This is a genomic window from Pseudomonas frederiksbergensis (assembly GCF_900105495.1).
Taxonomy (GTDB): Bacteria; Pseudomonadota; Gammaproteobacteria; order Pseudomonadales; family Pseudomonadaceae; genus Aquipseudomonas; species Aquipseudomonas frederiksbergensis.
The window spans coordinates 2,962,012-2,982,348 of the sequence record NZ_FNTF01000002.1; the positions used below are offsets into that span (position 1 = coordinate 2,962,012).

At 52.5% G+C, this 20,337-nt stretch carries 18 protein-coding genes; 8 read left to right on the plus strand and 10 right to left on the minus strand.

Annotated elements, in window-relative coordinates; genetic code table 11:
• Window positions 1-36: 36 nt before the first annotated feature.
• The 7 genes from BLW70_RS13885 to BLW70_RS13915 form a co-directional block, all read right to left on the minus strand.
• Window positions 37-1,422, minus strand: coding sequence for a hypothetical protein (locus tag BLW70_RS13885; RefSeq protein ID WP_074874800.1), 1,386 nt, complete (start codon window positions 1,420-1,422; stop codon window positions 37-39).
• Window positions 1,423-1,479: 57 nt separating this feature from the next.
• Entirely contained in the window at window positions 1,480-3,129 is a 1,650-nt protein-coding gene (locus BLW70_RS13890) for a glycosyltransferase family protein (protein ID WP_139273381.1), read from the minus strand.
• A 117-nt stretch (window positions 3,130-3,246) separates the two neighbouring features.
• Window positions 3,247-5,427 carry a hypothetical protein gene (locus BLW70_RS13895; RefSeq protein WP_139273382.1) on the minus strand — a complete coding sequence of 727 codons (2,181 nt, stop codon included), beginning with the start codon at window positions 5,425-5,427 and terminating at the stop codon, window positions 3,247-3,249.
• Window positions 5,417-5,845 carry a GtrA family protein gene (locus BLW70_RS13900; RefSeq protein WP_074874806.1) on the minus strand — a complete coding sequence of 143 codons (429 nt, stop codon included), beginning with the start codon at window positions 5,843-5,845 and terminating at the stop codon, window positions 5,417-5,419. Before BLW70_RS13900 ends, BLW70_RS13895 begins: the two co-directional genes overlap by 11 nt.
• Window position 5,846: 1 nt before the next feature.
• Entirely contained in the window at window positions 5,847-6,800 is a 954-nt protein-coding gene (locus tag BLW70_RS31355) for a WxcM-like domain-containing protein (protein WP_074874807.1), read from the minus strand.
• Window positions 6,793-7,740: a glycosyltransferase family 2 protein gene (locus tag BLW70_RS13910; protein WP_074874809.1), complete on the minus strand. Its 948-nt coding sequence runs from the start codon at window positions 7,738-7,740 to the stop codon at window positions 6,793-6,795. Before BLW70_RS13910 ends, BLW70_RS31355 begins: the two co-directional genes overlap by 8 nt.
• Complete coding sequence (locus BLW70_RS13915; protein ID WP_235865000.1) at window positions 7,737-8,924, minus strand: DegT/DnrJ/EryC1/StrS family aminotransferase; 1,188 nt, start codon at window positions 8,922-8,924, stop codon at window positions 7,737-7,739. Before BLW70_RS13915 ends, BLW70_RS13910 begins: the two co-directional genes overlap by 4 nt.
• 192 nt (window positions 8,925-9,116) lie before the next feature.
• Here BLW70_RS13915 and BLW70_RS13920 point away from each other — a divergent pair, with 192 nt between their 5' ends.
• From BLW70_RS13920 to fabF, 6 genes are all read left to right on the plus strand, one after another.
• Entirely contained in the window at window positions 9,117-10,127 is a 1,011-nt protein-coding gene (locus BLW70_RS13920; RefSeq protein WP_083383369.1) for a UDP-glucose 4-epimerase family protein, read from the plus strand.
• A complete protein-coding gene (locus BLW70_RS13925) occupies window positions 10,127-11,155 on the plus strand; it encodes an MraY family glycosyltransferase (RefSeq protein ID WP_074874813.1) in 1,029 nt (342 codons plus the stop codon). Before BLW70_RS13920 ends, BLW70_RS13925 begins: the two co-directional genes overlap by 1 nt.
• Window positions 11,156-11,262: 107 nt before the next feature.
• Entirely contained in the window at window positions 11,263-13,257 is a 1,995-nt protein-coding gene (locus tag BLW70_RS13930; RefSeq protein WP_074874815.1) for a polysaccharide biosynthesis protein, read from the plus strand.
• 112 nt (window positions 13,258-13,369) lie between these two features.
• A complete protein-coding gene (locus tag BLW70_RS13935) occupies window positions 13,370-13,705 on the plus strand; it encodes a ComEA family DNA-binding protein (RefSeq protein ID WP_074874817.1) in 336 nt (111 codons plus the stop codon).
• Between the two features lie 206 nt (window positions 13,706-13,911).
• Window positions 13,912-14,706, plus strand: coding sequence for an SDR family NAD(P)-dependent oxidoreductase (locus BLW70_RS13940; protein ID WP_074874819.1), 795 nt, complete (start codon window positions 13,912-13,914; stop codon window positions 14,704-14,706).
• Between the two features lie 32 nt (window positions 14,707-14,738).
• Window positions 14,739-16,013 (plus strand): beta-ketoacyl-ACP synthase II, encoded by a 1,275-nt coding sequence (gene fabF, locus BLW70_RS13945; protein WP_074874821.1) that lies wholly within the window; start codon window positions 14,739-14,741, stop codon window positions 16,011-16,013.
• Here fabF and BLW70_RS13950 read toward each other — a convergent pair.
• Entirely contained in the window at window positions 16,010-16,567 is a 558-nt protein-coding gene (locus BLW70_RS13950; protein ID WP_074874823.1) for a TetR/AcrR family transcriptional regulator, read from the minus strand. The genes fabF and BLW70_RS13950 overlap by 4 nt on opposite strands.
• Before the next feature lie 176 nt (window positions 16,568-16,743).
• On the opposite strand from BLW70_RS13950, the gene BLW70_RS13955 reads away from it, so the two are divergent.
• Together BLW70_RS13955 and BLW70_RS13960 are read left to right on the plus strand one after the other, a co-directional pair.
• Window positions 16,744-17,397, plus strand: coding sequence for a GntR family transcriptional regulator (locus tag BLW70_RS13955; RefSeq protein ID WP_074874825.1), 654 nt, complete (start codon window positions 16,744-16,746; stop codon window positions 17,395-17,397).
• Window positions 17,398-17,412: 15 nt separating this feature from the next.
• Window positions 17,413-18,261 carry an urea carboxylase-associated family protein gene (locus tag BLW70_RS13960; RefSeq protein WP_074874827.1) on the plus strand — a complete coding sequence of 283 codons (849 nt, stop codon included), beginning with the start codon at window positions 17,413-17,415 and terminating at the stop codon, window positions 18,259-18,261.
• Window positions 18,262-18,447: 186 nt separating this feature from the next.
• On the opposite strand, the gene BLW70_RS13965 is transcribed toward BLW70_RS13960, so the two are convergent.
• Both BLW70_RS13965 and eat read right to left on the minus strand, forming a co-directional pair.
• The gene (locus tag BLW70_RS13965; RefSeq protein ID WP_008006000.1) at window positions 18,448-18,615 is read right to left on the minus strand and encodes a DUF2897 family protein; all 168 of its coding nucleotides are present in this window, start codon (window positions 18,613-18,615) and stop codon (window positions 18,448-18,450) included.
• A 124-nt stretch (window positions 18,616-18,739) separates the two neighbouring features.
• Window positions 18,740-20,104 (minus strand): ethanolamine permease, encoded by a 1,365-nt coding sequence (gene eat, locus BLW70_RS13970; protein WP_033055766.1) that lies wholly within the window; start codon window positions 20,102-20,104, stop codon window positions 18,740-18,742.
• Between the last annotated feature and the right edge of the window lie 233 nt (window positions 20,105-20,337).

Sequence of the window (20,337 nt, forward strand, 5' to 3'; positions counted from 1 at the left end):
AAGTGCTCCCCGCAGCACGGCCAGTGCTGTTGAAAATCAGGGTAAGCTATACGATATGCAGGCCATGGCGGCAGTGGTTATAGCCAAAAACGAGGCGGCAAGTAATGTATAAGCAAAGAGGATCGGTAACCAATATTTCTTTAGAAGTGTTGAAAAGGCTGACCACTCAAATTGGGTTGCAATGGCGCCAAACAAAACCAGATAAAGAGGCATGAAAAATCTGGTTTCTACTGCCCCAGGAATAATTGCAAGTACCGGGAGGAGCAGGGGAGCGAGATAAGCGACTTCAATCCATCGAGGTTTTCGTCTTGTGCAAAGAATTAGAGCGCCAAAAAAGAACAGACTGTAGCAAAGAAAAGCTACGACACTTTTGTTAATTGAAGGCTTCGTGACGTAAACCAACCCGTCACGAACATCAATGCCATTAATGAAGTGTCTTCCGTAGATGCCAAGAAACTGAACTGGGTGTTTTGCCACTAAGGCAATGTAGCCACCCATGGATGGATCGCCCGTAAATAGCGATTCATTAAGTGAGCGCAAGGCAATTCCAGCGGGATCCCTATAGTAGAGGCTAGGTGCAGGAGTATCTCCACCGTTGTAGGTTTCGTATCGCTGAATCGCTATTCCCCAATACAGCTGTGTCGCCATCAAGGATTTTCCTTTGACGGTGGCGAACACTAATGGAGTGGCTACATTATGAATACGTTTATTAATAGTCATCTGTGGCAGCGCCACAAAAAAAGCCCCTAAAATAAACGCAACCATTCCAAGTCCCCGAGCATTCCAGGATTTGCTACGTAGGAAGACAAATGGAATGATAAATAGTAACGCAATGAACGCGAAGAGGTAGATAGTCCGAATGTTGTAAGCCGCACTAGCTGCAGCTCCGGAAAACAACATGAAGGCTAGCCAGTTCTTTCGTTTCGCACTGTTTGCGAATGCTATTGCAATTATCAGAGCTAACGCGGCGGGCATGTCAGATAGCGGATAAAGGAATAATCCGGGAAAAACGCCAATTACAAGCATTGCAAATATAACGCGGCGTATTACGGTAAGGCGACCGGCGAAGCACTGCAGGAAAAAATTTGCTATTGGACCTGTCAACAAATAGGCATAGATAGCAGAAGTGCTAACTCGGAAAACAATACGGTCTGTGTCGTTTATAGCATCCGTTAAAAAGTGTATTGGAAAGAGCAGGTAGGCGTAGACATATCCTCTGACAATGTCGGGGAAGTTCGCAATGAAGGCAGGAGTACTTAGGTTCCAATACGTTGTCGAGTCGAAGGGGTAGACAACAATGCCAAATAATTGATGAGTTACAAACAGTATCAAAAATACCGCGACAAAAGAATAGAGTTGAGGTTTGCTCTCTAGCAACGTATAGAGCATGGCTTTTCTATCTGGTTTCGACAAAGCTTCCATTCGCATTCCAGTTGTTTGGTGTTGAGTTATCGCCTATTGTTCAAGGTGAATTATATATTACTGAACTATTCGGCCATCGAGCGCCCAGTCAACTTGGAAGTCTGCGAAGTCTTTCTTGTCCAGTTCTGTTGGCACAACAAGGTGAAGCCCATCAAAATCTACAACTTTAACATTCTCATAAGGAATCACGGCTCTGTCAAAGAAGGCGCCCCCATTTGTAACTCCATCTTTGCCGAATCCCACTCTCCATACGGAGTCATATGATGGCAGCGGTGATGGAGCTTTCATGAGCACACGAATAAAGGTCTTCTCTCGTCCTATAACAGTTGCTGCATAGGAGGGCAAAGTCGGCTCGCTTCCAACTTTTGGGCTGACTGGGTTGACGACCCTAATTATATAGTTTATTGGCTTCGTCTGACCTTCGTCCAAGGTTCGCAAAGCTACGCCTAAATTTCGTTGATAAAATGTCAGGGTTGTTTGGGAATGATTGAAGGCGAACGCAACAAATATAATTTTTGTGCAAAGTGCCCACATCAATGTAGCTGCAACTGCGGTACGGAAAGTTTGCGGTCGAAGGATACTAGCTATGATGAATATCAGGCAAACCAGAAATAATGGTTCCCATACCTGCTGCACCATTATAGAGCGACTGCCAGGGCCCCATGTTGGGTTTCCGGCCTCGACAAAAATAGTGGGCGTGCCGATAGAAACGAGTAGGACCAGCACCCATCCTACCGGAGGGAACACGACTCTTTGGCGGGATGCCAAGGTTGAACCAAAGACAGTAATAGCCGCAAACACACCGGCAATAATGTACCAGGTGGCTCGCTGCCCTGATGGGAATTCTGAATCGGCTAGATCGATAAACTGTCCAACTGACGGTGGGTAAATGAACGCCTTTATGCTGATAATTGCATTTGACATCAGTTCCGTCAGACCAATTTTAAACCCGCTATTTGAGCCGGCGAAGTGAATCCAGATTGCAGTGTAAATTGCAAAACCGGCAAAAAATATAACACAGTCCAGCGTTGCGTATTTTAGTTTGTCTTTGAGTGTTCCTGAAGTTCTGAAAAATGCAATGAAGAGTACGGCAATTATCGCTCCACTTTGAATGGTATATGTCGATAGGGCGATAAGGTAGCACGCGAGGGAGGTGGCGAGAGTCAGCTTCCTAGTTCGTTTGTTATCAATAAAATCTGTATAGAAATATATCGACAGCAATGTAAAAATTAAAGCTATAACCATCACTCTATCGACATGGTCGTGGCGTGCCGGAAAGTTCCACAACAGGACGATGAGTCCTGTCATTAGAGAAAAAAGACGATGCTTTTTATGCCCGAGACGATCAACAGTCAAAAAGGTAACGCACGCTACAATAGGTGAGACAATTTGTGCCACTGCATGCAAACCCCAATCCGAGAGCTTAATGATAGGTGAAGCCAGTAACCACCAGAATGCGGCCAGCGGGTTTCGATGATCAAGCGCCCAAAACTCTTGAAATGTTTGGACGGGGTTTCCGCTCTTTAATAAATATATCCAATTGCGGTCCTCACCTATTGGCCAGATCTCGAAGCCGACTCCGGTGTTAAACACTTGCAGCAAACCAAACATTCCCAGGTAGATTAGCCACGCCGCTAAGATTAGGGCGAGCGGGTGCCGGAATGTTGGTGCTGACAGATCGACCATGGTTATTGCATCGTTACTCAATGTGCGCATCCTTTTTTTACTAGCAACCGAAACCGCGGTAACGTTTGCGAATTACCGTTATCCCGATTATGACGCGTGGGCCGTAATACGGGTGAGTCGGCTTCGTTGTTTGGCAATTTATTGTTGTTCAGATATTTTAATCTCGACCCAGCTTAAACGTGCAGAAAAACCATAATATTTTTCGTCCACGTCCGATATGAACTTTAATTCGTTGGTGCCAGAAACAAGTTGTTCTGGAGTCACCGGCGCTTTAAATTCGCCGTTTAGCTGCCAGTGAATTGGAATTTCTTTCCCGTTCAGCAAAAGTTTCATACTGTCCTTTATACTGCTGCTAACGATGTAGTCGAAATTCCCACTGAGGGTGTATTTTTTTTGTTTTGCATAGAACTGGAAATATAAATACGAGGCTTTACTCGTTTTCCATGCAGCAGATTCGTGGTAGAAACTATTAACCTTCCACTCTCCCTCGCGCCAGCCAGATCCTTTTGTGGGGATTTCCATGCTCCACCATTTACCAAAGTTCCCGTGGTAAAAGTCTTTTCTCTTTTCATTAGTAAAGCTCAAGTATCTCACAGGTGTTGCGATGCTGTTAGCGAAACTTGGGAGGGTTTTGTTAGGCAGAGTTGTCTGCGAAGACGGTGGTTTGACGTTGGAGTCGGAATTAATATTTATAACTATTAAATTCGCCTTGTCCAACTTGACGTCTTCTTTTTTGGTTTGTATATCCATGCCCGGACCCGATACCGGGTCGGGATAATGAAGGATCCACTCTTGTGTGTTTTCTTCACAAAAGCCCTTTCGAGCCAAACCGTCTGCTTTTTGCCATTCACGACTGGGTAAATGACAAACTTCAACTGAGTCTATAGTATGCCCATAAAGATATGTTAATGCGCCGCGAAGATTTCCAACGGGGAGCATCCATGTATGTCCAATTTGACTGCTGTTATCAAGTATCAGTAGCTTTTTGCCGCGCGCGTTTCCATCAAATTTCTCGGATATTTCGTGTAGTATAGAAACTTGAGTATTCGATATTCTAACGTAATGGTTAAATTGATACAGCTGAAAAGATAAGCCAATAAATACCAAGGCAGTTGCCGTTACTGCGGTGAAGGTTTTAGATAATTTGTAAACTGCTATAAGCAGGCCTGTTGAAAAAAATACCGCCCCCAATGTGGCGAATAAAAAGGTCCGCTGGCTAATATACTGGTGAGGCACTGATATAAGGAATGGAGCATATCCCAATATCACTAAAACTATACCAATACAAAGTAATCGCCTTGCTTTTATTAGAGTGTTAGTTTCTTTGTCCTCATCCAAGTTGTTCTGGCTAGATTTTAATGTCAAAGTAGTGCAGATGGCTAGCAAGGTTAAAGCTGCTAGCGCATACCAATAGTTGGTGAACTCTAAAGTCGTAATTCTTGTTGCGTCAAACCAGCCGCCTAAAATACTTCTCAGTAGTCCAACGGAAAATAATTTTGGTAGAGAGTTTTCGATGGTCTGAATAATGCTGCTCTGGCCTATTATGTCGCCTTGATAGGTGGATATTAGGCGAGCAGTTATAATGACGTACAAAATATAGATTATCGCTCCTGATAGCCATATTGAGAAGTGAGCAAAATTTTGTTTGATTGTTTGTATGGCATGGGAGTTTCCTCCTTTAGCCCATATCACGAGCAGAGGTAAGATAGAAAGCAGCAATGAAGCTTCATACATCGCGCAAGCAGCAGTAAAAATGACTGCTGAGATAACGCTTCCCAATATTGACAGGGCTTGGTTTTTCGATTCAATTGTATATAAAGAGATGGTGGTTGCAAGTAACGCTAATGCTAGTGACCAGTTGATGTGCAGAGATCTAAACGATAGTTGCATAGTGTCTGCTGGGTAGACAAGAAACAGTACGCTCGCCGCTATTCCCCATTTTAGTGAGTTGGTGATTTTGGTCGTTATAAGGCTTAAGCACCAAGCCTTTACCAGTAGCGATAAAATAAGCATGATATGCCAATATTTAAAGCTTTGTGGGTCAAGGAAATAGGCTATGGCTTGAGGAAAAACAGTCAATGGCCGCAAGGCATGCGCAGACATTGGGCTGTTCAGGTCTGTAAGAAAGAAAAGACCATGAGTGGTGAATGGCTCCAAAACCAACCACTCCTCAACGACCCCCGTCATAGCAAAGCCGAACGGAATCCAAATCGCAGCGACAATAATTAACGCGGGCAGCGTATGGCCTGCTAAAAATTTAATTATTCTATACTTGTCTGTGGCAGCGTTGGGCGAGACTCCAATCACTCTATTTTTCATTTGGAGCCTGAGAGTCTGTGTTTGTCTGTGGTTTGTGTGAGGCTCTCAATACTATTTTACTCAGAATATAGGTGGTAGGTAGAAGCGCTACAATGATTAATAATGGCGCTACTTCCTTTGGTAGTCCGAAAGACTCCACGAGCACGTGGAGCAGTGCAGCACTGATGAGGTACTGTATCAGGTAAACACTTGGGTATATAAGTAATCCTTTCCAGGTCTTTTTAAGTTTAAATACTATCTGTGAGTTGAATAGGTATGAGAATAATATTCCTGAGAGGTAGGCTGCAATGTACGATGCTTGATAATTTATGACTAGATTTAATAGCAGGTATAACCCATATGTTAGGGCGGTGTTTAAACCGCCCCCGATCAGAAATAAAAACCACTTATTTAATCTTTCACTTTTTAATGTTGGCACTTTATTCGAGGCTCGAAGTGATTTTTATAAATTCCGAATAGTCGCGAATATAGTCATCTGCATCGTAGTAATCAGATGTGAAAACAAGTAAAACGGCATCTTCTGAGTACTTGTACTGAATGCCCCACGTCAAAGGCGGTAAATAGATGCCTTTGTTCGGCGCGTCGAGCATTACTTCTGCACGGTTTTGTCCGTCATCTACCACAACCGCACAGCTTCCTTTTACGCAGATGAGGAACTGGTGGCAATTGTGATGAGCATGTTCGCCGCGGGTTTTTTGACTAGGTACGTTAAATACCAGGAAATAGCGCTTCGGAACAAAAGGGATTTCCTTCTCAAACTCGCCTACCGACAAATCGCCGCGCATGTCCGCTACGTATTTGAAGTTGTGTGAGGTGACGTCGCCCACTCCAACCTTTGTAATTCCTTCCCGCAACTCTGTATTTTCAACGAGTTTCGGTTTTTCGCTGTTATCACTTGCCGCTGAATTTTCTACGTATCCGGTAATCCGTGCCGGTGACCCGGTCACGATCGCATACGGAGGTACGGATTTGGTTACCACCGCACCGGCTCCAACCATCGCCCCCATACCGATGGTAACGCCAGGGAGGATGACGGCACCGCCGCCAATCGAAGCTTTGTCGTGAATTACGGTTGGCAGGAAGGTTTCCGGGTAAACCTTGGAGCGTGGAAACTTGTCATTGGTGAAGGTGACGTTTGGACCAATGAATACATCATTGCCAATCCTCAAGCCATCCCAAACATAAACGCCCGACTTAATCGTCGTCCTGTCGCCGATTACGACATCGTTTTCAATTAAGCAATGAGAGCAGACGTTCACATCTGCACCGATGACAGCGTCAGGAAAAATAACAACGTACTGCCAAACACGGGTGTTTTGGCCAATGTTGGTACTTTTGACGTCTGCGCTCGGGTGGATTGTCGGATTAGACATGGTTGATTTGCTCTCGGTTGTTCAACTGTATGCTCACGACTGCCAACGGTCGCTGTTTGGTATTTTCATAGGCGCGCCAGGCATAAGTGCCTACAAGGCCCAGCCCCAAAAGATTCAAGGTGCCCAGCAGCAGGACCACGACCATAGTGGCGGCATAACCTGGTACCGCGATGGTGCCGTGAATTCTTGCAATGATGACCAGCAGGCCTATTGCGACTGACATTAATGAGCCGATCGTGCCCATTTTTATCAATAGACGAATGGGGTAGTCGGTGAAGGCGAAAATGCTGTCCATCATGTATTCCAGCTTTTTCTTGAATGTCCACGCGGACTTGCCTTCCTGACGAATCTGGCGATCATAGTCGACGAATTTTCTTCTGAAACCGAGCCAGAAGATCAGTGCGATCAATGAGGAGCGAGATTCTTCAAGCTTCAACAATTGCTCTTTGAATGTGTTATTGCAGCCAAAGATGTCGACGCCACCTTTAGGCATGTCATGGACGACAAGCTTTCTGTAAAGCCCCCAGAAAATCGAAGAGGCCATGCGGCTCCAAAAAGGATCTTTACGGGCGTTGCGCGTGCCGATGGCAACATCGCACTCATCATTTGAAAGTGATTGAAAGAAACTGATCAACAGTTCCGGCGGCTCCTGCAGGTCAGCAGCCATGACGCCGAAGTACTCGCCGGTGGCCGCCATCAAGCCTGTTCGAATCGCCGGGAATGAACCGAAGTTTCGCGAATGCGCCAGTAGCTGCGCAGCAAACGGCAGGTTCGGCAGTTCTTTTTGAATCAACGCAAACGATGCATCTGGGCTGCCATCGACGACAAAAACCGCTTCTACCTCGTTGTTCAAGCTCTCGTTGATTTCGCTGAGTGCCTGAATCAAGCGCGGAATGGATTCTGCGTTTTTGTAAACCGGGATGATGATCGAATACGTCATGCAACCCATCCGTTGACGGCTTTGATCACTGCGCTGACTTCGTGCTCTTCCATTTCTGGATAGCATGGCAATGTCAGGATTTCTTTGGCCAGACGCTCGGTGTTGGCCAAGTGGAAGTCTGTGTTGGCGTTCTTGAATATGGGTTGTTTGTAGTCAGGGATCGGGTAGTGAACTTCGGAAGCGATTTGCAGGCCGCGTAGATGTTGCTGCAAAGCGTCACGTTTCACGCTCTTGATCACATACAGGTGAGCGACCCAGGCGTCACTGTTGCCTCGCGGGTGAACAATCTCGGGTTGCTTGATTTCGTTGCGATAACGTTCGGCAATTTCGTTGCGTCGCGCATTACCCTGATCAAGGTGCGGCAAGAACTCGGAAAGGATGGCGGCTTGCATTTCGTCCAGGCGGCTGTTTCTGGCTCCACTCAACTCCACGCAGTATTTGGAGGACCAGCCATATTGACGCAATTGAGCAACTTGCTGCGCAATCTCGGCAGAGTTGGTGACTACTGCACCACCGTCGCCAAGGGCGCCGAGGTTTTTTGTTGGGTAGAAACTGAAGCTCGAAGCGTCCCCGAATGTGCCTACACGTTTGCCGTGCATGCTGGCGCCGTGAGCTTGTGCACAGTCTTCCAGGAGTGGAATGCCGTTGTCCGCACAGAAAGTCGCAATCTCCCGGATTTCCGGGATGGCCAAGCCATAAAGGTGAGTGACGACGACGACTTTGGCGCCCGCTTCAACGGCAGCTTTCACTTCAGCGAGTGTGACGACCTGGGTATCGAAGTCGACATCCATGAAGGCAGGGACTGCGCCGATGGCCAGGACCGACGTGGTGGTATACATGCCAGCGTTGGCGACCGTAGCGACGATGTCACCTTTTTCGACACCCAATGCCTTGAGGGCCAATTCGATTGCATCGGTGCCATTGGCTACGGTGACGCAGTGGCTGGCACCCAGATATTCGGCGAAGGATGATTCAAAACGTTTGACCTCTGGACCCAGGACTACCCACCCGCTGGATACCACGCGCTGAATGGATGCATCGATCTGATCCCGGTACTTCGCAATTTTCGCGCTGAGATTATTGATTTGCTGCATCGATATGCTCCCTTCGAGGCGTAGCCTGTTAAATTTAGTATGTATTTTGAATGACTTACCGACGCCGCCCATCTCTGCGAGGCGTCTCAAGCTCAACTCATCGAACGTTTGGTCAAAATTGGGGGGGATTCTATCTCTCCCGCGTGTTTGCTCCAACCTGTGTAATGGCAAATTGTGTTGAGACGCAGGGCTTTGAGTTTTTTTCGGCTGGCTGGCCTGTGCCCCACAAGGGGCAGGGCAAGGGGCTCCGCACAAATTCAGCGCTCAAAATGACGCCTTTTCGTGATAGATTATTCCATTGCTATCTATTTTTTGAATCGGTTTGAAATGTCAAAAAAAATACTTGTGACCGGCGCGACAGGGTTTCTGGGAGGTGCCGTAGTCAGGCGTTTCTGCACTTTGCCGGAAACATCGATTGTAACTCCCCTCAGAAATTTGAATAGCAAGTTACCCGATTCAGTAGAAAAAATTCATATTTCAAACATTGATCAATCCACCGACTGGACTCAGTCGCTTGCGGGTGTGAGTGTGGTTGTACATTCGGCGGCCCGAGTGCACGTCATGCACGAGGATTCAGCGCAGTCGCTGGAGAAGTTTCGTGCGATTAATGTTGAGGGCACACTTAATCTTGCACGCCAGGCGATACAGGCGGGAGTTAAAAGATTCATCTTTATCAGTTCAATCAAGGTCAATGGAGAAACGACTCTACCAGGAAGTGCGTTCTCGGCAGATGACATTCCGCAACCTTCGGATCCTTACGGTGTTTCCAAATACGAAGCAGAACAGCAACTCATGCAACTAGCCAATACGGGCGCGATTGAAGTCGTGATCATCCGTCCTGTCCTTATTTACGGTGCCGGTGTAGGTGCGAATTTTCAGCAAATGATGCTCTGGCTGGTGAAAGGCATTCCGTTGCCATTCGGGTCAGTGACCAATTATCGAAGCCTTGTCTCATTGGAAAATGTCGTGGATCTGGTCAAGACCTGCGTCGATCATCCTCACGCCAAAAACCAGGTATTTCTGGTAAGCGACGACGAGGACGTTTCAACGACCGACTTAATGCAGCGTCTAATCAACTATTTGGGTGTCAAAACCTGGCTCGTACCCGTCCCCGTCGGGATTCTGGTGTTCCTGGCTGGTTTGTTGGGGCGACGTGCTGCAGCACAACGGCTTTTCGGTTCCTTGCAGGTCGATATCCAGAAAAATCAGGAGCTACTGGGCTGGCGCCCGCCTGCAAAGCTGAGTGATGGGTTGAAATCAACCGCGCAGTATTTTCTGGAGTCTCGCAAATAATGAGTTATGCGTGGTTTATTCTAGTGGCCGCCAGTATTTCTTTTTTACTGACGGCAGCGTTACGCAAGTACGCAATATCTCGAAGCCTGATGGATGTTCCGAATGCTCGTAGTTCCCATGTGGTCGCGACCCCTAGGGGCGGCGGTGTTGCAATTGTCGTGGCTTTCATCGTGTCGTTGGTTTTTCTGTACAGTGCAGGATTGATTTCCCCATCGGCTTTTTTCGCGATGGCTGGGGCAGGAGTTTCGATAGCGTTGATCGGCTTTATGGACGACCACGGGCACATCGCCGCACGTTGGCGGTTGCTCGGCCATTTTGCCGCGGCGACCTGGCTGCTGGTCTGGATGGGCGGATTGCCAGCCATTGAGCTGTTCGGACTCCATGTCAATCTGGGTTGGGCCGGTCACGTGCTGGCTGCTTTGTATCTGGTATGGTTACTCAATCTCTATAACTTCATGGACGGCATTGATGGCATTGCCAGCATTGAAGCCATTAGCGTGTGCCTTGGCGCCAGCCTGCTTTACTGGTTGGCCGGCCTCGACACGCTGATTTGGGGACCGTTATTGCTCGCAGTTGCCGTCGCCGGTTTCCTTTATTGGAATTTCCCGCCCGCGAAGATTTTCATGGGCGACGCTGGCAGTGGTTTCCTCGGCATTGCGTTGGGTGGGCTTTCTCTGCAGGCAGCGTGGGCGAGCGGACCGATGCTGTGGGCTTGGTTGATTTTGCTAGGGGTTTTTATCGTCGACGCAACATTCACATTGTTTCGCCGTTTGTTGAGGGGGGACAAAGTTTATGAAGCGCATCGCAGTCATGCTTATCAATTCGCCTCACGTCATTTCGGCAGGCATTTACCGGTCACTCTTGCCGTGGGCGTGATTAATCTTTTCTGGCTACTGCCATTTGCCGTGGCCGTGACCCATTTCGGTCTGGATGGGGCGTTGGGCGTCATATTGGCTTACGTGCCATTGATCGCGCTGGCTATAAAGTTTCGAGCAGGGGACCTGGAAGATGCTGCGGTAAAGAACTAAGCACCAACTACTATGTCATTAGGTTTAGAGTGATCGCGCGGCGCCCATGGATTTCACCACGACGATGGGTCTGCTGAGAGGAGGCGACTGAGGTGTTTGAAGGGTTTATGGATAAAATCAGAGCATATTTGGTAGGGCTCCCTCGGCGTCGGAAAAGGTTGATACAGGTCGCCACTGACATCCTGCTAGTCTGGATCGCCCTTTGGTTGGCGTTCATTGTGCGCCTTGGCCTGGACGATATGTACAACCCCTTGAAAGCCCACTTTTGGCTCTTCGTTTGTGCCCCTGTTATCGCGATTCCCTTGTTTGTACGTTTCGGCATGTACCGAGCGGTCATGCGCTATTTCGGTAATGACGCCCTCATCGCCATCATCAAGGCTGTCAGCCTTTCGTCGCTGATTCTGGCTGTTGTTGTCTATTGGTACAGCAACCACGAAACGGTAGTCCCGCGCTCCATTGTCTTCAACTATTGGTGGCTCAGTCTGGTCATCATTGGCGGCCTTCGCTTGTGCATGCGTCAGTACTTCATGGGCGACTGGTTTTCCGGCGCTCATCATGTACCGTTCACCAACCGTGACGATGGCCTCACCAAAGTCGCCATCTACGGCGCAGGCGTGGCTGGCAATCAGCTTGTCGCAGCACTTCGCATGGGCCGAGCCATGCGCCCCGTGGCGTTTATCGATGATGATCCGAGCATCGCGGATCGTTCGATCGCCGGGTTGCAAGTCTACAAACCCAAACACATCCAACAGATGATCGACGTCACCGGCGCCCAGGAAATCCTCCTGGCCCTCCCGTCATCGACCCGCGCACGACGTAGGGAAATTCTCACCATTCTGGAGCGTTTCCCCCTTCACATTCGAAGCGTTCCAAACTTCACCGATCTGGCCAGTGGCCGAGTCAAGGTCGAAGACATCCAGGAAGTGGATATCGCCGACCTTCTGGGGCGCGACTCGGTCCCGGCGCAACCGGACCTGCTTGAGCGTTGTATCAAAGGCAAGACAGTGATGGTCACGGGCGCAGGCGGATCGATTGGCGCTGAGCTTAGCCGGCAGATTTTCTCGCTTGAACCGACGACGCTTATTTTGTTTGAACACAGCGAATTCAATCTGTACAGCATTCTCTCGGAACTGGAGCAGCGCGCTTGTCGTAAGTCGATTTCGGTCAAATTGTTGCCAATTCTCGGTTCCATCCGCCATCAGGACAAACTGCTGGATGTGATGAAGACCTGGAATGTGGACACCGTCTACCACGCTGCTGCTTATAAGCACGTCCCGATGGTCGAGCACAATATCGCCGAAGGCGTGCTCAACAACGTCATAGGCACGCTCAACACTGCCCAGGCTGCATTGCAAGCAGGCGTGTCCAACTTTGTGCTGATCTCCACCGACAAGGCTGTGCGCCCCACGAATGTGATGGGGAGTACCAAGCGTCTTGCCGAAATGACCCTTCAAGCGTTGAGTCGTGAGATTGCCCCGGTGATGTTCGGCGACAAGGCCAATGTCTCCCGGGTCAACAAGACCCGTTTCACCATGGTGCGCTTTGGCAATGTGCTGGGATCTTCCGGTTCGGTGATCCCGCTGTTCCATAGCCAGATCAAATCCGGCGGGCCGCTGACGGTCACGCATCCGAAAATCACTCGTTATTTCATGACCATCCCCGAAGCCGCGCAACTGGTGATCCAGGCCGGTTCCATGGGGCAGGGCGGTGATGTCTTCGTTCTGGACATGGGCGAGCCAGTGAAGATTGTCGAGCTGGCGGAGAAGATGATTCACCTGTCCGGTTTGAGCGTTCGTTCGGACAAGAATTTGCAAGGCGACATCTCCATCGAGTTCACCGGGCTGCGTCCCGGTGAGAAGCTCTACGAGGAGTTATTGATCGGCGACAACGTGGCCGCGACGCAACATCCGATGATCATGAGTGCCAACGAAGATCATTTGCCCTGGGATGTGCTCAAAGGCCGATTGAGGGAGTTGCTGATTGCTGTCGATCATGACGATTACAGTCGTGTCCGCCAGCTCCTGCGCGAAACCGTCAGCGGTTACACCCCTGATGGCGATATCGTTGACTGGATCCACCAGCAACGTCGCCTCGAGCCCTGATTGTTTCACATCCTGTAACGGACACATTTTTGACAGACTCCAGACATCGCCTAAGTTTGGGAGGCAGCTTCGGAAAAGCTGCTTTCTCAATCGATGTCATGGAGCTTCATTTATGCGTACTGGCTATTTCTACTCTCTGGTTTTTGCCCTGCTCACCAGCGCCTCTATTGCGGCCATTGCTGCGCCGACGGCCAAGCCCGAGGCTGGCAATGCACCCGTGGTGCTGGAAGTTTCTCCCAAGGCACAGTCCGGCAAGATCGATCTGAATCAGGCCGATGCGCCAACCCTTCAACGTGAGTTGGCCGGTGTGGGCGAAGCCAAGGCCAAGGCGATTGTTGCCTATCGTGAGGGTAATGGGCCGTTTGCGTCCGTGGACGAATTGCTCGAAGTGAAGGGAATCGGTAAAGCGATCCTGGATAAGAATCGCGAGAAGCTTGAGGTGAACTAAGCTTATACGTCAGCGCCAGGGGCCGGTCATTGATCGGCCTTTTTACTTTCTGGCGAACGCTGTGATGGGGCGCCTTTCGTCGATGCGATAAAAATTACGGCTATCATATATAGCGAAGATTATGCCTATAATAAATTGCTTTCCGCCAAGCGTTTTGAGCCTCAGGCGCTTGTCTTTCCTTTAGGCATCTCCCCAGGAGCACAGTCATGAATTCTGTCCAGTCCCAAGGTACGGCCCTTGTCACCGGTGCTTCTTCCGGTATCGGTGCGATTTACGCCGAGCGGTTGGCTGCGCGTGGTTTTGATTTGTTGTTGGTCGCCCGCGATCAAGAGCGGCTGGAAGCGGCGGCGAGCAAGTTGCGCGCCGAGCATGGGGTTCAGGTCGAGGTGCTCAAGGCGGATCTGACGCAAAAGGATGAGGTGCTGAAGCTTGAGCAGCGTCTTCGCAGTGATTCGAGTATCAGCCTGCTGCTGAACAATGCCGGGGTTGCAGCGGATGGTTTGTTGGCCAATGCCGACATGGATCAGCTGGAACGTTTGATTCAACTGAACGTGACAACGGTCACGCGGTTGGCCTCGGCAGCGGCCGCCAGTTTTGCCAAGGCGGGTCGGGGGACGATCATCAATATCGGGTCAGTGGTCGCCTTGTTTCCTGAGCGCTTCAATGCGACTTACAGTGCCAGCAAGGCTTATGTGTTAAGTCTGACGCAGTCGTTGAACGCCGAGCTGGAAGGCACCGGGGTCAAGGTGCAGGCGGTGTTGCCAGGCGTCACACGCACTGAAATCTGGGAACGCTCCGGCGCCGATGCAACGCAGATTCCGGCGGATATGGTCATGGAAGCCGATGATATGGTCGATGCCGCGTTGTCGGGGCTGGACCAGGGTGAGTTGATCACCATTCCATCGTTGCCGGATGCGGCCGACTGGGATGCCTTCGTGGCGGCGCGTCATGTACTGGCGCCGAATCTTTCCAAAAGTAAGGCTGCCGCGCGTTACACGTGAGGCGTCATGAATCGGCTTGAGGTATTTGCGGTATGAGTGATCGTCGAGTAGTTGTTACGGGCATGGGTTTGGTGTCGCCATTGGGTTCTGGCGTCGAGGCCGTCTGGGCGCGTCTGTTGGCCGGGCGTTCCGGGTTGCGCAATTTGCCGGACGAGGTGGTGGCCGATTTGCCGGCCAAGGTCGGAGGTGCAGTGCCGACGCTCGCTGACGATCCCGAGGCGGGTTTTGATCCGGATCGGGCGACGGCGCCTAAAGAGCAGAAGAAGATGGACCGCTTCATTATGTTCGCCATGGAAGCGGCGCGTCAGGCGCTGGAGCAGGCCGGCTGGCAAGCGGCGGACGCCAATGCCCAGGAGCGTACGGCAACCATTATCGGTTCCGGCGTGGGTGGTTTCGGTGCGATAGCCGATGCGGTGCGCACCACCGACAGCCGTGGGCCGCGACGCTTGTCGCCGTTCACCATTCCTTCATTTCTGGTCAACCTCGCTGCGGGTCATGTGTCGATCCAGCACGGTTTCAAGGGCCCATTGGGTGCGCCGGTGACAGCTTGTGCGGCCGGGGTCCAGGCGATCGGTGATGCGGCGCGGTTGATTCGTTGTGGCGAGGCAGACATCGCGGTATGTGGCGGCGCGGAAGCGGCGATCGATCGCGTCAGCCTCGCCGGGTTTGCCGCCGCTCGCGCCTTGTCCAGCGGTTACAACGACACCCCGGAACGCGCCTCGCGGCCGTTCGACAGTGGCCGCGATGGCTTCGTCATGGGGGAGGGCGCAGGCCTTCTGGTGATTGAATCCCTGGAACATGCTTTGGCCCGTGGTGCTCAACCGCTGGCGGAATTGGTCGGTTATGGCACCAGTGCCGACGCCTATCACCTGACGGCAGGTCCCGAGGATGGCAGTGGTGCGCAACGAGCGATGTCGCTGGCATTGGCCCAGGCAGGCATTTCGCCGGGGCAGGTTCAGCATCTCAATGCTCACGCCACTTCGACCCCGGTCGGGGACTTGGGTGAGTTGGCGGCCATCAAGGCGTTGTTCGGCGCGGATAACAAAATCGCCGTGACATCGACCAAATCGGCCACCGGGCATTTGCTTGGTGCAGCGGGCGGTATCGAGGCGATCTTCACGCTGTTGGCCATTCGCGACCAGGTCGTGCCGGCTACCCTCAACTTCGATAACCCGGACCCCGCCGCCCAAGGCGTGGATATCGTCCACGGTCAGGCGCGGCCGATGGCTATCGAATACGCGCTGTCCAACGGCTTCGGGTTTGGCGGGGTGAATGCCAGCGTGCTGTTCAAGCGTTGGGAGGGTTAGCCCCGGGGTTGTTTGAGATAGGCGCGAGTCACGTCGAGAATCCGCTGCGCCAGCTCGGGGTTCTCGACACTGCGTGACAGCAGTAAAGCCCCGACCAGTGTCGACATGATGACGATGCTTTGGTCGGCGGCGTCCTCGTCTTCAAGGGTGCCTTGCACTTGTTCGAGCCTTGCGTTGAGCACCACGTCAGTGGTCGGGCTTTGCTGCCCGCGCAGGCCGAGTTCCGATGACATGGTCGGCAACGGGCAACCTTCATCGGGTGAAGTCTGGTGCCATTCGGACAAATAGGCGTCGATGAACGCTTCCAGCGGACGATCCTGGGCGAAGAGCTCGGCGCAAATCCCATCGACCTGCTCGCCCGCGGCTTGCAAAGCCTTTTCTACCAATTCGTCCTTGGATTTGAAGTGCGAGTAGAAACCACCGTGAGTCAGGCCCAGTGCTTTCATCAGCGGTTGCAGACCTGTCGCGCCAATGCCATCGCGGCGAAAGCGCGCTGACGCTTCCTTGATGATGCGTTGGTGGGTCTGGGCTTTATGGTCCTGCGAATAGCGCATCGGGTATCTCCGCAACAATGCGCCATATTAACCAATGAAAATGGGATGGTGATTGTACTTCTACTTCTAAAAAGCATGCAGATGCGTCGATCTTGGTAGAACGGCGTTTAAACACATGGCACGAATAGTGATTACTCATTAACTGACGATTGTTGAACAATCACGAGGCAATGAGCATGAACAGCGGACTGTCCCTGGCCGACCACATCACCCTTGAATTGCGCGCCGACATCATTGGCGGTCGTTTACTGCCCGGCATGGCGTTGGTGGAAAACGATCTGGTGTCGGCCTACAACGCCTCCCGCAATACCATCCGCGAAGCGCTGCATCGCCTGGGGCAGGAAGGGCTGACCCGTTATGTGCGCAACAAGGGCGTGATGGTGCGCAGGCTGGGCGTCGAGGACGTGCGGGATCTGTTCAAGGTCAGGCGCACCCTGGAGCTGCAGGCCATCAGCGCGAGTCAGCCGCTGCGCGATTATCAATCCGACCGGATGCTCGAAGCCCTGGAAGCCACCGAGCTTGCCCGGGAGCGCGAAGACTGGCGCGCCGTCGGCACCCACAGCCTGGCCTTTCATCAACACATCGTCGGATTGCTGCGCAGTCCGTTGTTCGACGAGTTCTTCACCAACGTTGTCGCACAGTTGCGCCTGGTGTTCTGCACCGCTCCCGATGAATCACGTTTTCAAGCGCCCTGGCTGGCGCGTGACCGGCAGATTCATGAGTTGTTGGCCGAGGGCGATAAACCCGCGGCCGAGGACGCCATGAGCCGGTATCTCGACGATTCCGAACACCTCTTGTTGCAGATGCTTACCCGTTCTTCCCATCACTGATCGAGGATTCGTGTCATGTACAAAGACTATCCGGCGGCCTATCAAGTCAGCAAAGGTTCGGCCTTGCAGGTGGATAAAGCCTTCTACGAACGGATCCGCGACAAGAAGGACGGGCGCATGCTGATCGAAGAATTTGAGGTGCCGATCCGCACCGGTCGTGCCTGGAAGGTGCCGGCCGGGCATGTGTTCCGGGTGACCACCCCCGTCGGCCCGCAAGTCGGGGATTTCAACGTCTGGAATGCCAACGATCCGCGGGAGCGTTTGTGGGCGGCGCGGACCCGGCAGTTACAGGGGGCTCACGTCAGCACCCATGACCGGCTCTGGTCGAACCTGCCTTTTCTGCGGCCGCTGGTGACCATTACCGATGACAGCCTGGCCGGTTACGGCATCGACGAACATGGCGGTCGCTTGCACGATTTGCTCGGCACTCGCTGCGATCCTTATGTGAACAAAATGCTCACCGGCGAAGACTTCCACCATCACTGCCACTCCAACCTGACCCGCGCAGTGCTGCCTCATGGGCTGACCGAGTTCGACGTGCATGACGTGCTGAACATTTTCCAGTGCACGGGCCTGAACCACGACGACATGTACTTCATGAAAGCCTGTCCGGCGCAGAAGGGCGATTACCTGGAGTTTTTTGCTGAAATCGATCTGCTGTGTGCGCTCTCGACCTGCCCGGGCGGTGATCTGTCGCTGGCCATGTGGGGGCCGGATGCGCAAGACCCGCTAAGCGTGTGCCGCCCGCTCGGGGTGGAGATTTATCGGTTGGAGGATTCGTTGCTCAAGGGCTGGAGCCAGCCGGAGCGCGCGACATACAAAGGGCTGCATGGCCTGCACATCGCCAAGGCCGATTGGGAGTAACCGCAACGACACCCCCCTGTAGCAGCTGGCGAAGCCTGCGTTCGGCTGCGCAGCAGTCGTAAAATCAGTCAATGCGGTGACTCAGGAAGATCGCGTCAACTAAATTTACGACTGCTGCGCAGCCGAACGCAGGCTTCGCCAGCTGCTACAGGTGGTTTTCGCCAGATCTGGCTGGCGAAGTTTGTTTTAGCGGTCCTGCGCATCCTTGGCGTCCGCTTCCGCGTTGCGTTCAGCGACGCGTTTGCGTTGCTCCTCGGTCAGTTCGACCTTGTTGGCGGTGTCACGCAACATCATCAAACCACCAACGATCGAGCCAATTGCAACGATCAGAATCAACCAGGCATACCAGGGCATAGGGCTCTCCTTGAGGGCAGGCCGATTGGCGGGTTTCGCCAACCGATCGTGCATACCACTTTGAGCGATTAGTTTTCGCAGTGGTTCCATTCTATGCCTGTTCTGACAGCCGCATGTGGCCTGTTTAGAGCCCGGTCAGCATCGCGTCCGCCGGCGCATCGGCACGCAGTTGCGCCGTCAGCATGAAGTACACGAACCCCACCGCCATGAAGCCCAGGAAAATCAGCCCGATCAACGTGTTGAACCAGGCCATCGCCACCAGGCAGACCACCGCCAACACCAGCGCAATGAACGGCACCAATGGATAGCACGGCGCGCGAAAGGTGCGTTCCAGATTCGGTTCGGTTTTGCGCAGTTTGAACAGGCTGAGCATGCTCATGATGTACATCACGATCGCCCCGAAGACCGCCATCGTGATCATCGCCGCCGTCAGCGTCATGCCACCCAGGTTGATCAAACCATCGCTGTAAATCGCGGCGATACCGATCACGCCGCCGGCGATGATTGCCCGGTGCGGAGTCTGGAAACGTGACAATTTCGCCAGCGACGCCGGCAGGTAACCGGCCCGGGCGAGGGCGAAGAACTGCCGCGAGTAGCCGAGGATGATTCCGTGGAAACTCGCCACCAGGCCGAACAGGCCGATCCATACCAGCATGTGCAACCAGCCCGAACTTTCGCCAACCACGGTTTTCATCGCTTGCGGCAGCGGGTCGTTGATGTTCGACAAGGTGCGCCAGTCACCGACGCCGCCGGCAAAGAACATCACGCCCATCGCCAGTAATACCAACGTCAGAATGCCGCTGATGTAGGCCTTCGGAATCGTGCGTTTCGGATCCTTGGCTTCTTCGGCGGCCATGGCGGCGCCTTCGATGGCCAGGAAGAACCAGATGGCAAACGGAATCGCCGCGAACATCCCGGCAATCGCCGGCGCGCCAAACACATCGGAACCGGCCCAGCCATTGAGTGCGAAATTGCTGAAGCTGAACGCCGGGGCGACCACGCCCATGAACACCAGCAGTTCGGCCACTGCGAGAACGCAGACCACCAGTTCGAAGGTTGCAGCCAGTTTCACCCCGAGGATGTTCAGGCCCATGAACACGATGTAGGCACCGACTGCTGCGTGTTTCGGATCAAGCGCTGGAAACTGCACGTTCAGATACGCGCCGATCGCCAGAGCGATGGCCGGTGGGGCGAAGACAAATTCAATCAGTGTCGCCAGCCCCGCGATCAATCCGCCTTTCTCGCCAAAGGCCCGGCGGCTGTAGGCAAAGGGACCCCCCGCGTGAGGAATTGCGGTGGTCAGCTCGGTGAAACTGAAGATGAAGCAGGTGTACATCGTGGCGACCATAAAGGACGTCACCAGAAAACCGAGTGTGCCGGCCACGCCCCAGCCGTAACTCCAGCCGAAGTATTCACCGGAAATCACCAGCCCGACCGCAATGCCCCACAGATGCAGCGTGCCCAGCGTGGGTTTGAGTTGTGTGTTCATGCGTTGCTCCCTGAACGGTTTGGAAAGCTCGGGGAGGCGTGTGCAGTGGGCGTGCCAGTGTTGTGAGAGCGGTCGTAAAGTGCAGAAAGGCGTCGTATCGAGGATGTTCGCTGTTGAATGCAGGCTTTTTGGTGCGCCAGTTGGGGGCAGCGGTGTTTGTTATGCCGCCATCGCGAGCAGGCTCGCACACATTGGAATGCCGTCGTCCATATAACGCCGAACTCCTGTGGGAG

Excerpts from the sequence above, each read along its gene's own strand:
- BLW70_RS13885 (WP_074874800.1), bottom strand. The coding sequence starts at position 1,422 with ATGGAAGCTTTGTCGAAACCAGATAGAAAAGCCATGCTCTATACGTTG.
- BLW70_RS13895 (WP_139273382.1), bottom strand. The coding sequence starts at position 5,427 with ATGAAAAATAGAGTGATTGGAGTCTCGCCCAACGCTGCCACAGACAAG.
- BLW70_RS31355 (WP_074874807.1), bottom strand. The coding sequence starts at position 6,800 with ATGTCTAATCCGACAATCCACCCGAGCGCAGACGTCAAAAGTACCAAC.
- BLW70_RS13910 (WP_074874809.1), bottom strand. The coding sequence starts at position 7,740 with ATGACGTATTCGATCATCATCCCGGTTTACAAAAACGCAGAATCCATT.
- BLW70_RS13925 (WP_074874813.1), top strand. The coding sequence starts at position 10,127 with ATGAGTTATGCGTGGTTTATTCTAGTGGCCGCCAGTATTTCTTTTTTA.
- BLW70_RS13930 (WP_074874815.1), top strand. The coding sequence starts at position 11,263 with ATGGATAAAATCAGAGCATATTTGGTAGGGCTCCCTCGGCGTCGGAAA.
- BLW70_RS13935 (WP_074874817.1), top strand. The coding sequence starts at position 13,370 with ATGCGTACTGGCTATTTCTACTCTCTGGTTTTTGCCCTGCTCACCAGC.
- BLW70_RS13940 (WP_074874819.1), top strand. The coding sequence starts at position 13,912 with ATGAATTCTGTCCAGTCCCAAGGTACGGCCCTTGTCACCGGTGCTTCT.
- fabF (WP_074874821.1), top strand. The coding sequence starts at position 14,739 with ATGAGTGATCGTCGAGTAGTTGTTACGGGCATGGGTTTGGTGTCGCCA.
- BLW70_RS13950 (WP_074874823.1), bottom strand. The coding sequence starts at position 16,567 with ATGCGCTATTCGCAGGACCATAAAGCCCAGACCCACCAACGCATCATC.
- BLW70_RS13955 (WP_074874825.1), top strand. The coding sequence starts at position 16,744 with ATGAACAGCGGACTGTCCCTGGCCGACCACATCACCCTTGAATTGCGC.
- BLW70_RS13960 (WP_074874827.1), top strand. The coding sequence starts at position 17,413 with ATGTACAAAGACTATCCGGCGGCCTATCAAGTCAGCAAAGGTTCGGCC.
- BLW70_RS13965 (WP_008006000.1), bottom strand. The coding sequence starts at position 18,615 with ATGCCCTGGTATGCCTGGTTGATTCTGATCGTTGCAATTGGCTCGATC.
- eat (WP_033055766.1), bottom strand. The coding sequence starts at position 20,104 with ATGAACACACAACTCAAACCCACGCTGGGCACGCTGCATCTGTGGGGC.